The following is an 11784-nucleotide window of genomic DNA, read 5'->3' on the forward strand; positions in this document are numbered from 1 at the left end:
GGATCGCAACAGGCCGCAGACGCAGGTCAGCTTCCGCTACGACCCGCTCGGACCCCGCATCAGCAAAACGCGCCCGAGTAAAGATGAAGCGATTGCATCAGCTTCTGAGCGCGGTGGTAAAGGCGGATTGGTCCCAAATAATCGTGGTGATAAAGCCATATGGGTTAATCATGATAGCCGACCAGGATTTAACCCTGGATAAAAATATCCTTTCTCGTTTTAATGATAAAATCACTTCATTCCAGATTGAAAAGAAAGATGCTAAAGGTAATTGGAAGAAATGTGGTAAGAGGATTACGTAATGATTTTTGAAATGTTTATACATAAAATTGAACACTTCACTAATGCGAGAGCAGAGATTGAAAGTTTTGGAAAATATATCTATGTTCAGGATGAACCGGACCTATTCCCCGTTTGTTTTAAAAAAGAAAATGGGAAGCATGTAGAGTTGAGTCGTTGGCAAACTTGCTTTCCTAAAGTTATGTTTCAGCGTGCGTTAAACAAGTTAGGCCTAAGTGAAGATGGTAAGTATGCATTTGAAGTTTTCCTTTCTCGATTAGGTTATTTATTTCAAATAGATAACCGACAGCGTATAGATAAAGATATCTTTATCTTGTTTTATATCTATCAACTGTTTTCTTTAAAAGATAACGAAGAAGATTACGCTATAAAAGCAAAAATCTTTTTTTTAAGATTTTTGTGTTTTGAAATGGGCATGGATGATGACTCTTATAATTTGCTATGCATTACTAAAGATGGGATTTGTATAAATACTTCTCAGCATGGTAATGTCTCAATATTGTCTTTGCTTGAGCAATTTTATGTACAATTTGAAAAAAGGAAAAACTTTGAAGATATTAAGTCTATAAAACATTATCAATCATCAGTGCTGAATTTTTTGTTTGTTGCGAACAACGATAGAAATCACCTGTCTTTTAATGATAAAAACTGCTACCTTTGCCATCCTGATAGTTTTATTAATACTTATGAGAAATCTAAAAAAACAATTTATAGAGCCTTGGAACAGTGTTTTGACAAGTATCAATCCACGAAGAATTTACTAATATCAAATTTCATTCTAATGAACTATTCGTATTATATTGTTAGAAATAATTTGGCTGATCTCAAAAGTTTAAGAAGACATGTTTCTTCAGATATGTTTAGACAAATAATTTCCTCAATAGTGTACAGAGGTTTTTTTGTGAATGAAGACGAGATATTTAAGGTGGTTGGCAATGAATATGACATCAGCCTTGAAAAAAATGAAGGTCGAATGCGTTTTAATTTAATATATTCGATTTAAGGCATTAATGTTAGATCACTGTCGGGGGCATTAGGTTTGGATTTTCAAACCGCTGTAGAGCACTCAATTCTTAAAGGCAAAACTATGGCAGGACAATAGATTTACGGTTTGCTCGTTGTAAGTTGAAAACTTGGTATCTCTCATACCGTGCCTTGGCGGATGCCTCTATTAATCGTGCGGATTATTTTCTTAACCAGAGGATACTTTATTGGAAAAAATAATTTGTTATTTCCGCCAAGTATTACGGATAATTCATGTGGTAAAAGGGTCATTTTGTAACTTTTAAAAATATCTACATGAGCGAGGCAAATGTCTTCTCCTTTAAAGTCCCTAAGCGGATGGCGGATTTAAAAGAAGAAAGTATAATACCTCTGGTTGGTTATCGTACTAATCCGTTACATCAACGGGGATTAACTCCTAAGTGTGTGGATCCGACAACGCCAGTTAGATCGTATGAATTACCACCAATATGGGCAGAATGGCTTGAAGAAGTAGCGATTCCAGTCTCGGGGTGTGTAAAATAGGTTATTATATGAATATTAATAAAGATGAAGAACTCCTTGTGATAATAAAGAACGAAGGAAGATTTTATTGGTTCGTGGCCTTTAAAGAAATGTGGGTTTTAGACAGAGCAAAATGGGTAGAAGATTTTGTGAAAAGTGGGATGGAAATAAACCTACAGGATATCCATAAGGAAAGATATAACATACCAGTTGTAAATGAAGAAAACGCAAAGATATTCATTGATGGTTTAATTAAAGATGCTTATTTATATAATAAGGATGATATAGCTGAGGAGTTTTATAATAGGCTTTCGCAAAAAACCACCTGGTGGGATATATATGATCTAATGCCAGATTTGTTTATAGACTTTGATAATAAAAGACTATATTCCCAATATGTCGAAAGTATGCATTATCACAAATATGTTCCTGATGATTGGCAAGGTGAACTTGTAGATTTCTGCAGTGATGGATCGTTACCTCAAGATGAAATGTTTTGGATAAAAAATGAGACAGATCATAGGAGCATTGTAATCTCTAAAGGGTAAAAATATATTTCCAACATACCATTTTTTTTGAGTGTGCAATGGTAGATGCATCATGTTAATCTTTAACCATTGTGCTGAATTGTGAAGGAGATGGAATTTACTATAATTTAATTCTTCTTCCGAATGGATGGGTGTAAATGATTAATTTTAATGCTGATATTTTATCAGGGAGAGCGCTAGGTAACGTTTTTTTGGGTGAAAATATAAGTAAATATATGAATGAGTTATATACCGGGTTTAAGGTAAATTACTTTGATTATTATTTGCCTGATGATGAGAAAAGGCTTGCGTATATTGTAGATGACACTATCACAATCGCTACCCTTGAAGATGGAACGATCATTTCGATTGGTTGTAATGTAAGCTATAAGGGGAGGTATAATAACATATTACAAACAGGTCAAACGATGAGGCAAGTAATCGACTTGACTAATAAACAACGCATTTTTAATGGTTTCATTATTATAAATGACGACTTTGGTTTTTCATTTGAGTTGCCAGCGCCTTATGATGAAATCGCAGATAGCATTGCACATGTTCCACTGGATCTCGTTCTTAATGAAATCCGTGTAGCTGATTACTCTGACTGGAATCCTCAAAAAATATAACGCTGAAATGTGAGTTGGGATTGATACGACAGATTATAACTTGACATAATAGTGTTTTTAATTATTTCATAAAAGATTAAGTATTGAAAATTATGCATGCAATAATACATTTCCAAACAAATACAGCAACAATTGTGATTTATGATTTAATGTCACTAAAACATAGACTTAACGATGATGTAGATTGGTGGAGCCTTCCAGAAGATGAAGTTGAAGAAATAAATAAAGGTAATGTGTTATTTCTCAACCTTGGAGATGATGGAACCTATAAAGTCCATATTAAAAGAGATGTTGATGAATGTACCGGGTCGCTATTTCTAAACGTACCTTCTGGAAAGGTTTTCATTGGGGCGGGAGAAGATGTCACTGGCGGAGATCTTGAGCCTGACGACTCAGATGCCATTTCAGGTGAGTTTATTACTTTAGAACCTGGTAGTTACGAAGTTAAATATAAAAAGCAAGATTTAAATGTTCTAATTTCCTTTGCAAAAGCAACGATTACTGAAAACTCATTAGAAGAGGGAGTTTATCTTTGAATAAAAAAAAGAATAATACAAGTAGTTCATCACATAGCCATTTTTAACAATTTTCTTTTTCCTTCTGCACGCACCTTGCTTGCTTTTTTGCACTTTGCTTACTCTTAACCTCCATAATCGGTCATTATACTCGTGACGAATAACCCCAACCTCAGGATAGCCCCCGTAGTTGCTGACCACCCGCAGCGAGTACAACCTCCTCGGGCTTCTGCATCGCCGGGACGTTTTACCCGCCAACGAGCCGCCAGGTGCTGGGCGGACAGCCCGCCGGTAAGCTGGTGACCACCTGGTTTGTCCGGGAAGGGTTCAGCCTGCTGAAGGAACTGCATGGAGACGTGCCGCTGACCTACGTCTACACTGATTTGAGAGATATAGTTTTGCGAGGTAACACAGGACTTGATGCTCATCAAGCGGGGCAAAAATGTAGGAGATAATGTGAATAAAGATGAGTTAGTTGTGAGATCATTACTTGCCGAGCTTTTAGGCGATACGCTAAATTATTATATTGATAATCTATCTGATTTATCCAAGTCAAATGGTGATGAAGATCCTTATTCGCGGGCAAGAAGTGTAATTCATAAACTATCCACAGAAGAACAGGAGAAAATTTTCAATTTCCTTAGGTTGGTCATTGTAGATACAACTTCTACTGTTCTCGGAACAATCGATGGTTCACGTTTCCCTCCAAATATTGATGGGGATTTTAAACTTGAATATGACGGCGATGAAATACAAGGCTCCTTACAAGATGAATTAATTTCAAGATCTGAAGATCTTGTCGTTTATAAATAAAGATTCTATCAATCTTTAACCATTGCGCTGAATATATAGAACATTGATAAGAAAAAATGGGTTTTTTATTCCATTTTTTATTATGCAATTAATGGCTGGTTAGTTTCAGGAAAGAAACAATAATTGCCCTTATTAATAATTACAACTAATTCATCAATAAATGCGAACCTAATGGAGATAATATTTATCTTAATATAGGATTTATTCATTTATAGGTAAGCCGATATGGAAAAGCAAGATTTAATTGATCAGTTAAATGAAGTTGAAAATATTATACACACGTCTTTACCTTCTGAATATAAGCGCTTTATGATTGAGAACGTCAAAGATAGCTACTCTTATGAAATTCAACGAGCAAATGGTGGCCAGCTTTATGTTTTCAATTGTTTTGACTTGCTTGAAAGAAATAATACATACACAATTCAATCGGTGGAGCCTGACGTTTTATTGATTGGTCAAGATGGTGATTTGGGATACTTTTTGAATTTGCGTAAAGGTACTGATGAGATTTATTCTTTAGATCTTGGAGCGTTAGGAAGTCTGGACATGGATAAAAAAAGTAATAGCATATTTAGGCTATAATGTCTGATTTATTAATCATCTCGTTCAGAACATTGAAAAATCCACGTCAAATCGTGAATTTTTTTCAAAACAAATCAAATATTGAAAAGTAGTTTATCACATCGCAATTTTTAATGATATAATCTTCCCATTCCACACCCGCGCTCCACCGCTGGTCTCTCTGCCTGGATTACGATTGCCGCAATAACCTGGGGTGGGAAGAGCGTTAGCGAGGATATTGAATTAACAACATAAAATATCTTTCTTTACTCAAAATATAGGTTAATAAGACTTTGCGAGCTCCTAATGACTAGATTAAATAATTTAGCATATGCACTTCAACAAATGATTTTAGAACTATCCGTAAATGGAAATAATGAGTCTGCCGCATTTTTTCAAACTCACTATGATATGATAATAAAGTCAGGATATACAATTTCTGGTGAAGAGCTTGAAACACTATCAACTTGCATGTCAATGTCTCAATACGCTAACTTCTCCCACAGGGAAACTCAACTATTAGACAATATTGTAAATAACGCAATTGAAATTAAAATTAGAATGCACAATAATAGCTAAATACTTGCATAAGATCCGACTTGATTTAAAAATGGAATCGGCCATGATTTTTCCAACAAATTAAAATATCTTTTCTTTATCTAGTATATTAGTCTTTAATATTGGGAGACAATTGGAGATGCCTATGTATGTGGATAATATTACTGGCGAGTTTTGCTTTCCCAAAACTCTGGTGCTCACGCCCTTTATAACAAAAAAAGAAATAATGGAGAGTAATCGTTTAAATTGGGAGCCTTGGCCAGACAAAGGGGATAAAACTGTATCTTATAGGACTATTTTTGACATAAAAGGAAACAAACAGGGTGATATCTATTTAATTGTTAATTTTGTTCAGTGTAATGATATAAATGCTATTATTGGTAGTTGGAGTTTTGCTCCTGCAAAGTTAATCGATGGGGAGCAAAAGAAACCAGAGGGAAAGGTTACAAAAAGGCTAAGGGATTGGTTTAAAGAAAAAACTAATATCAACCTTCCAATTTATGGTTCATGGGGGCATATTGATGCGTCATATGACTATTGGAATTGTTCAGGCACTATTTTTTGCAATTATCGTTCCAGTTTCAGAGATGATAAATCCTGGAAGGACTACTGTAAATGGAATAGCATTAAGCTTTAATTGGGGATGGGGTGCCGCATTGGGGGGATTACGTTGAACTCTGTGGAGAAAAACTGTAGGCAGATTATGAGCCCAAAAAGAACTAAATATTACTCTATCTGGTTTGTTGGTATATAACACCTTAAATAAATTCGCGATTTTTTTGATCATCTGGCCAAATAATATATGAATCATTTCAGTAACTGTGAAAAAAAGATTGGACGTGCAGATATTGCTAAAAATGAAGAAGAATTATCTATTATTCTTCCTGATGATTTCATTTCACATTATCTGCAATTTAATGGTGGCACTCCTGAGAAAAGTTGGTGGGCCGATGATGAAGATTTTGAACCAGTAGAGGTGGCTGGGTTTAAACCGTTTATTTATAATAGTCAGACAAATGATGACCCAAGATCTTTAATTGATGGTTGCTATATCAGCATGTTGGATAGGCAAGTGATCCCAAAAAACCTTTTTCCCTTCGCAAATGATTGGGGAGGGAATTTCTTCTGTCTGGATTTAGATAATTATTCAATTGTATACTTTGCTACAGATTCTTTTGATGAGTATTTGACTATGCAAGAGAATCACATAAAACTTCAAAGATATCTGACAAATTCGTTTTCCAACTTTGTTAATGGATTGGTAACAGAAGAAGATCTTTCTTAAGAAGCCATTGAATGTTAGCAATATATTCGCTACAACTAATAAGGGTAAATGTAAATTGAATAAGATGCCAGATAATTCAATTGTTGTTATTGATGTGGCTGGGACTAGTATAAAAATACGTGTTTTGGGAAGTGGTTTAATTAAAAAATGCAGGCGATAGGTTTTTCATTAAAAGATGAGTTTATGGTTATACCTGTAATTGACGAACAGAATAAACAAAAAATAATAAGACTGTTAGTTGAAGAAGGAGCTCTTTTTTTATTTGGACATGGTTGGTATCCATCTGAAGTAATAGAGTATTATAAAGAACAAAACATCAAATTTGGTAAATATAAAATTATTTACTGGAGTAATAGAAATACATACCATATAGAGGAAAGATAATCCCTCATAAAATAAATCCTGGAGAGCACTAATCAACCATTTTGATAATTTTCAAAGTACAGGAAGAAAAAATACTTTTGTTTTTCCGGCTGACGGCGTTTTTTTTACTTAAAATTGAATAAGTCAAAGGAAGTAAATGTTGTCTGTAGCTTCACAGTTCATACCCTGAATTCGACAAGGGTAGTGTTCAACAGTTGCATGCTGAAAATAGAGTTATTAATTACAACATGATTGATATTTTCCCTGAGGAACTATGATAAATTTGCAATCTCATAATGAAGTATTGGATTTTCTGGAGTTGTTTTTTCAAAAATATATTCTTGATTATAATTGCCTCCAGGATATGCAATCTATTTTAGAGGGCTGTCGAAAAGAAAAAACGGTGTCTATTCGAGCCATAGACTTATGCTTTATGGTATATAGACGAAAGACTCAAGATTATAGAGTCCTTGCTCATGAGGAACAGGAGATATGGAGGCAGTTGTTCAATATATGGCAATAAATTTTTATAAGCAAAACTGGCAAGAGATGACGGATATCAAAGAGCAGTAACTGTGGTGCAGGGTGTAATATTGGTAACGTTTTTATCAGAGAAGTCAGGTGTAACGAGAATAAAAATCGAGGTAAGGTAATGAACAATAAAAACATACAAATAGTTAATCTACTGATTTCGCATAGTCAAATATTGTTACGATCCCGAGACTATGATGAGAAACTGAGTCAGTGGGGGAAAGGAAATATTTCACAAGGTGCTGTACTTCATAAGGATTATGTAATATTTGATCCACTGCCAGAAGATGCATTTGGCGCAAACGTGAATATCAAAGTAGAACTATCTTTTAAATTAGATGAGAATTCTCAGCGCTGCATCGTTGTGCCATTTTTTGTTACGGAACAACATAAATTACAAGTCGCTTCAGCAACTGAAAAATTTGATTTAAGCTTAGGATTAAATGATAAAACTTATTCACTGTTTTATGAAGTTTGTGAAGGAGATGAAATTTATTATAATTTCACGCTCGTACCGACAAAAGAAACTGTTGCAGCTAAGTTTTTGCTAGACGATCCCTGGGGTGGAATAAAAAACCATCCTCTTAAAGAAGGTATTTTTTAGATTTAAAACTAGCCAAAGAAAATTAATTTATAAAGAATCAGACATAAAGAAGGCGATCATTATGTCGCCATCTTTAACGATGCAATTTTCCCCTTTCGCACGCAGGGCTGTTGAGCGCACGCTATGAATTCTACCGTCTCGATCGCTCATTGCCGCGTATTGACGGTGATGATGCACCGGCAGGGTTGCACGACAATCAGTTTCGGTATTTTTTGAACTGGCCGAATATTCTGAGGTACAGAAATGAAGAGAGATGACAGCGCGGTCGCGTGGAACAGATATAGACACTGCACTTTCAATGGACGCCTTTACAAGGTGATTCGTGGTCGTGGGAGTCTTCTTTTGACGCATGAAGGAACATGAAATCCTTCTGAAAGGACTTCTAAGAGGCTACGTTGAGGCGAATTTACCATGATAAATGATGATGACCTTATTGAGTATGCGCGAGAAAAAATACCGGATGAATATAGTTCTTGTCTAAATAAAAAGAATAATCTTCAATGTGCATCATTTATAAACAATACTCAAGATGAGTTGCGAATAATGAAAGCGCATAAAAATAATACAAAACTTACAGGGTTGAAGGTAGAAGGTCTTGATGAATTAATTATTGCTCTTGAAAACTATGATGAAAAAACTGTCTTAGTAATTAATATCCGAACTAAGTCCTTTTCCTTTAAAATTTATTCAGATAAAAACAATACTCTACTGGGTGTTATAATCCTTAAATTAAAAAAGAAAACCAACGAAGAAATTCGATTTGGGCGAGATGTTCTTGGCATTATGACTCCTCCTCCTGACATAGAAAATGATTAGTTTTTATTGCTTAAACTGGTGTACAAACCAACCAGAATCTCCATGCGCTTGCATACATGACTCCTTTGTTAAATGGAAATACAGTTTTAGGTGCATACCAGAAATTGGATGTGCTAAAATTAATCGGAATAAGAGCTCAGAGAAGCCTGTCATGAATTACGATTCATATAACGAAGTACTCGATTACCTCATTGTTTTTTTCAACGAAAGAGTGAATTCATCAATTTATTTAGAAAAAATCATGACTTTGATTGAAGGATCTCGCTCAGAAAAAACGGTGATGATAAGAGCTATTTATGAAACATACATGCAGTATGTAAAACAAAATAAAGATGGCATAAAAGTTATCGCTGGGGAAAAAGAAATGTGGATTGACTTATTGCACCATTGGCAATAAGACTTTATTGCTATGCGGATGTTATTGCAAATGTTATAATAAATGTGATTTTACACGGAAAATTCTCGTCATATGGTTGTTATCATGTTAAGTCGAATATCATTAAGATCTTCTTAGACAGTCAAAAGTAAAGCAGGGGAACATGATTGAATTAAATTTAAATCCGATTACCGGTGAGCTGAAATTTGATGATCTGCCTTTGGGGATTGATACTGAAGAAGGCTTTTGTAAGAGTGGATTATACCACGAATTAATCAAGCGAAAAGCTGTAAATAAAACCATGCCGAATCACTACCTTGTTGACTTAGTAGCGTTTTTCGACAAAGAATTTCAAGTTACTATACGCCCGTTGTGCTATGGTTTTCCTTTTATGCTTCATCTTGTTGATAAAAACAGTCAGTATTATAACGCATTAAATGACTGGAATGCGCGAGCTAATATTCACATGCTAAATGAATCAGTGAAAAGCTTATCTGATTGGCTAAAAGAATCACTCAATCTGGACACGCCTGATACCACGGAAACAGACATGATTAGGTGGCGCTTTGAATGGGGGCGGGTTTCTGTCTCATATGAGATAAAATCATTTAATCACGGGATATATTTAATCTGGAATATAATGTAGTCACTTCCAGACAAGGTGGTTTAGATATGTTAGAAATGAATTTTGATGTTAATAGTGGCTTTGTGGCTATTAACAATTACCCCCTCGAGTTAAAGGATGTTGAGACTTTTAAAAACTCCGAATTTTACATGTTATTCTCTCCGTTGAATACAATAGGCTCTTATTATTTCTCTATTGATAATATCGATTGGAAAGATCAAACTTTCATATTAGAACTGAGGCCTTCTGTGTTTTCTTTTTCTCCTTCCATATTCCTTACCAGTAAGAATGGAAATTTTTATAAAACTTTATGGGATTGGGATAAAAGAGCCAATTTGCGTAATTTATCTGAAGAAGAACAGCGCTTGACAGCATGGGTTGAGAGTGAAATAACCTCACACCCTAAACTTAAAATTAGTACGCCTCCATACGGAACTCAGTGGCATCATGAGTGGGGAAGCATTATTGTACAGCCTAATGAAAAAAGCTTCGACTGTGGAATTTATATCGAATGGAATGTTTGACTGAATGACATTATTGATTAATAAAATCCCTCATTCGGTTCTCATCTTATTTATTAATGAAATTAAAAGGTTATAGAAAATGAAAATAACTAATCGACTGAAAAAGAAGGTACTAGTCCTGGATGGCATAGATAATGACTTTTTAGATTCTGGCGCAGAAATAGCATGCCCTGAATGCGAGGGAGTAATAATCTATTCTATCGTAAACTCATATGAATTTGACTCGCTCTCTGAAGAGGTGAAAGACTATTTGGTTAAGAAAATGAGAGGTGTGAAGTTTGTTAGTGAACATAAGAAGTATATCTACGATGAAAGCCAATTATATGTTTCGAAAAACACTTGTTCAAAGTGTGTAAAGGAATTTTCTACTGTATTAACGTATAAAGAAGTGCAGCCAGCACGATACCGGGTATATCTTGTGGGGCTTTTTGAAGGTGATTTGAAACAGATCAAACTTTAAAAGTTGAGGTTTACCGATGATTGAAAATCTCATTTGTATTGTAGAAAATGACCTGCTTCAGTGGGCGTGTGGTGAACGTAACATACGGGTTAGGATGCCATTTTTAGACTCTGCAATGGTCGACTCAACACGCCAGTTAGTCTTTGCGTTAAGCGAACCAAAGCCATTACCAACTATTTTGACCATCTTCAGTGCTCAGGGCGAAAAACTATTTTGGTCTGCACCTCCTGAAGGCGCTATTTTCTATTACTTAACTTTCAACCAGTCAAAGGAAGTAATTGTGGCCTGTAGCTATGTGGTAAAGCAAAACGGCTGGCATGACTGGTTCTATTCGTGGAGTATGAAGAATAACGCGTTGTCTCGATCGGGCCCTGCATATTAAGATCAAATGTGCCCAAAATGATAACGATACCCGATGGCAACAGAGGAACTGCATAAGCAATTCCAACAAACGGCTAAAAACACAGCTGAGAGGCAAAGGATGAGCACGGTTTATATTGTCATTTTAACCTATATCAAACCACTCGAAGAGATTGACGCAGCAATACCTGCGCATGTCGAGTGGCTAAAAAAAGGGTATGCAGAGGGAATTTTCCTCGCATCCGGGAGACGGGTGCCGAGAATCGGTGGGGTCATTCTCGCGAAATGTGAGAGTCTTGCCTCTCTTGAAGAGCGATTACGCGAGGATCCTTTTCAAAGGTTAAAGCTCGCGACGGCTGAAATCATTCCTTTTGAACCCAGCATGAAAACAGAACTCTTAGACAATGTGTTTTGACCCCGCAATAAAAAAA

The 11784-nt window shown here is 35.5% G+C and carries 19 protein-coding genes and 1 pseudogene; 19 read left to right on the forward strand and 1 reads right to left on the reverse strand.

Features of this window, described 5'->3' with window-relative positions:
• The 12 genes and pseudogenes from LDK53_RS19595 to comJ form a co-directional block, all read left to right on the forward strand.
• A pseudogene (locus tag LDK53_RS19595) lies at positions 1–302 on the forward strand (hypothetical protein); the annotation flags it as partial.
• Positions 302–1303 carry a hypothetical protein gene (locus tag LDK53_RS19600; RefSeq protein WP_225287855.1) on the forward strand — a complete coding sequence of 334 codons (1002 nt, stop codon included), beginning with the start codon at positions 302–304 and terminating at the stop codon, positions 1301–1303. The pseudogene LDK53_RS19595 and the gene LDK53_RS19600, both read left to right, overlap by 1 nt.
• Before the next feature lie 532 nt (positions 1304–1835).
• Positions 1836–2354: a hypothetical protein gene (locus LDK53_RS19605; RefSeq protein WP_225287856.1), complete on the forward strand. Its 519-nt coding sequence runs from the start codon at positions 1836–1838 to the stop codon at positions 2352–2354.
• Between the two features lie 137 nt (positions 2355–2491).
• Complete coding sequence (locus LDK53_RS19610; RefSeq protein WP_225287857.1) at positions 2492–2962, forward strand: hypothetical protein; 471 nt, start codon at positions 2492–2494, stop codon at positions 2960–2962.
• 92 nt (positions 2963–3054) lie between these two features.
• The gene (locus tag LDK53_RS19615) at positions 3055–3498 is read left to right on the forward strand and encodes a DUF6386 family protein (protein WP_225287869.1); all 444 of its coding nucleotides are present in this window, start codon (positions 3055–3057) and stop codon (positions 3496–3498) included.
• A 435-nt stretch (positions 3499–3933) separates the two neighbouring features.
• The gene (locus LDK53_RS19620) at positions 3934–4290 is read left to right on the forward strand and encodes a hypothetical protein (RefSeq protein WP_225287858.1); all 357 of its coding nucleotides are present in this window, start codon (positions 3934–3936) and stop codon (positions 4288–4290) included.
• Positions 4291–4515: 225 nt separating this feature from the next.
• Entirely contained in the window at positions 4516–4872 is a 357-nt protein-coding gene (locus tag LDK53_RS19625) for an SMI1/KNR4 family protein (RefSeq protein ID WP_225287859.1), read from the forward strand.
• Positions 4873–5157: 285 nt separating this feature from the next.
• On the forward strand, positions 5158–5430 hold the full coding sequence (locus LDK53_RS19630; protein ID WP_225287860.1) for a hypothetical protein: 273 nt from the start codon (positions 5158–5160) through the stop codon (positions 5428–5430).
• 124 nt (positions 5431–5554) lie between these two features.
• Complete coding sequence (locus LDK53_RS19635) at positions 5555–6046, forward strand: hypothetical protein (protein ID WP_225287861.1); 492 nt, start codon at positions 5555–5557, stop codon at positions 6044–6046.
• A gap of 165 nt (positions 6047–6211) precedes the next feature.
• On the forward strand, positions 6212–6694 hold the full coding sequence (locus LDK53_RS19640; protein ID WP_045286251.1) for an SMI1/KNR4 family protein: 483 nt from the start codon (positions 6212–6214) through the stop codon (positions 6692–6694).
• A 147-nt stretch (positions 6695–6841) separates the two neighbouring features.
• Positions 6842–7078 carry a hypothetical protein gene (locus LDK53_RS19645; protein ID WP_225287862.1) on the forward strand — a complete coding sequence of 79 codons (237 nt, stop codon included), beginning with the start codon at positions 6842–6844 and terminating at the stop codon, positions 7076–7078.
• Positions 7079–7709: 631 nt separating this feature from the next.
• On the forward strand, positions 7710–8192 hold the full coding sequence (gene comJ / locus LDK53_RS19650) for a competence protein ComJ (protein ID WP_095451143.1): 483 nt from the start codon (positions 7710–7712) through the stop codon (positions 8190–8192).
• 27 nt (positions 8193–8219) lie between these two features.
• Here the strand turns inward: comJ and LDK53_RS19655 are convergent, their stop codons facing one another.
• Positions 8220–8543 carry a hypothetical protein gene (locus LDK53_RS19655; RefSeq protein ID WP_225287863.1) on the reverse strand — a complete coding sequence of 108 codons (324 nt, stop codon included), beginning with the start codon at positions 8541–8543 and terminating at the stop codon, positions 8220–8222.
• Between the two features lie 60 nt (positions 8544–8603).
• On the opposite strand from LDK53_RS19655, the gene LDK53_RS19660 reads away from it, so the two are divergent.
• From LDK53_RS19660 to LDK53_RS19690, 7 genes are all read left to right on the forward strand, one after another.
• The gene (locus LDK53_RS19660; protein ID WP_225287864.1) at positions 8604–9008 is read left to right on the forward strand and encodes a hypothetical protein; all 405 of its coding nucleotides are present in this window, start codon (positions 8604–8606) and stop codon (positions 9006–9008) included.
• Positions 9009–9159: 151 nt separating this feature from the next.
• Complete coding sequence (locus LDK53_RS19665; protein WP_024907057.1) at positions 9160–9405, forward strand: hypothetical protein; 246 nt, start codon at positions 9160–9162, stop codon at positions 9403–9405.
• Positions 9406–9547: 142 nt separating this feature from the next.
• On the forward strand, positions 9548–10030 hold the full coding sequence (locus LDK53_RS19670) for a hypothetical protein (RefSeq protein WP_225287865.1): 483 nt from the start codon (positions 9548–9550) through the stop codon (positions 10028–10030).
• Between the two features lie 26 nt (positions 10031–10056).
• Positions 10057–10533, forward strand: coding sequence for a hypothetical protein (locus LDK53_RS19675; RefSeq protein ID WP_225287866.1), 477 nt, complete (start codon positions 10057–10059; stop codon positions 10531–10533).
• Between the two features lie 79 nt (positions 10534–10612).
• Entirely contained in the window at positions 10613–10993 is a 381-nt protein-coding gene (locus LDK53_RS19680; protein ID WP_225287867.1) for a hypothetical protein, read from the forward strand.
• 16 nt (positions 10994–11009) lie between these two features.
• Positions 11010–11375, forward strand: coding sequence for a hypothetical protein (locus tag LDK53_RS19685; RefSeq protein WP_225287868.1), 366 nt, complete (start codon positions 11010–11012; stop codon positions 11373–11375).
• 99 nt (positions 11376–11474) lie between these two features.
• Positions 11475–11768: a YciI family protein gene (locus tag LDK53_RS19690; protein WP_023292207.1), complete on the forward strand. Its 294-nt coding sequence runs from the start codon at positions 11475–11477 to the stop codon at positions 11766–11768.
• Positions 11769–11784 lie beyond the last annotated feature (16 nt).

Source organism: Enterobacter sp. K16B (assembly GCF_020216105.1).
GTDB lineage: Bacteria > Pseudomonadota > Gammaproteobacteria > Enterobacterales > Enterobacteriaceae > Enterobacter > Enterobacter sichuanensis.

Coding starts and splice junctions, on each gene's coding strand:
- LDK53_RS19600 (WP_225287855.1), top strand. CDS start 302: ATGATTTTTGAAATGTTTATACATAAAATTGAACACTTCACTAATGCG.
- LDK53_RS19605 (WP_225287856.1), top strand. CDS start 1,836: ATGAATATTAATAAAGATGAAGAACTCCTTGTGATAATAAAGAACGAA.
- LDK53_RS19610 (WP_225287857.1), top strand. CDS start 2,492: ATGATTAATTTTAATGCTGATATTTTATCAGGGAGAGCGCTAGGTAAC.
- LDK53_RS19615 (WP_225287869.1), top strand. CDS start 3,055: ATGCATGCAATAATACATTTCCAAACAAATACAGCAACAATTGTGATT.
- LDK53_RS19625 (WP_225287859.1), top strand. CDS start 4,516: ATGGAAAAGCAAGATTTAATTGATCAGTTAAATGAAGTTGAAAATATT.
- LDK53_RS19630 (WP_225287860.1), top strand. CDS start 5,158: ATGACTAGATTAAATAATTTAGCATATGCACTTCAACAAATGATTTTA.
- LDK53_RS19635 (WP_225287861.1), top strand. CDS start 5,555: ATGTATGTGGATAATATTACTGGCGAGTTTTGCTTTCCCAAAACTCTG.
- LDK53_RS19640 (WP_045286251.1), top strand. CDS start 6,212: ATGAATCATTTCAGTAACTGTGAAAAAAAGATTGGACGTGCAGATATT.
- LDK53_RS19645 (WP_225287862.1), top strand. CDS start 6,842: ATGCAGGCGATAGGTTTTTCATTAAAAGATGAGTTTATGGTTATACCT.
- comJ (WP_095451143.1), top strand. CDS start 7,710: ATGAACAATAAAAACATACAAATAGTTAATCTACTGATTTCGCATAGT.
- LDK53_RS19655 (WP_225287863.1), bottom strand. CDS start 8,543: ATGCGTCAAAAGAAGACTCCCACGACCACGAATCACCTTGTAAAGGCG.
- LDK53_RS19660 (WP_225287864.1), top strand. CDS start 8,604: ATGATAAATGATGATGACCTTATTGAGTATGCGCGAGAAAAAATACCG.
- LDK53_RS19665 (WP_024907057.1), top strand. CDS start 9,160: ATGAATTACGATTCATATAACGAAGTACTCGATTACCTCATTGTTTTT.
- LDK53_RS19670 (WP_225287865.1), top strand. CDS start 9,548: ATGATTGAATTAAATTTAAATCCGATTACCGGTGAGCTGAAATTTGAT.
- LDK53_RS19675 (WP_225287866.1), top strand. CDS start 10,057: ATGTTAGAAATGAATTTTGATGTTAATAGTGGCTTTGTGGCTATTAAC.
- LDK53_RS19680 (WP_225287867.1), top strand. CDS start 10,613: ATGAAAATAACTAATCGACTGAAAAAGAAGGTACTAGTCCTGGATGGC.
- LDK53_RS19685 (WP_225287868.1), top strand. CDS start 11,010: ATGATTGAAAATCTCATTTGTATTGTAGAAAATGACCTGCTTCAGTGG.
- LDK53_RS19690 (WP_023292207.1), top strand. CDS start 11,475: ATGAGCACGGTTTATATTGTCATTTTAACCTATATCAAACCACTCGAA.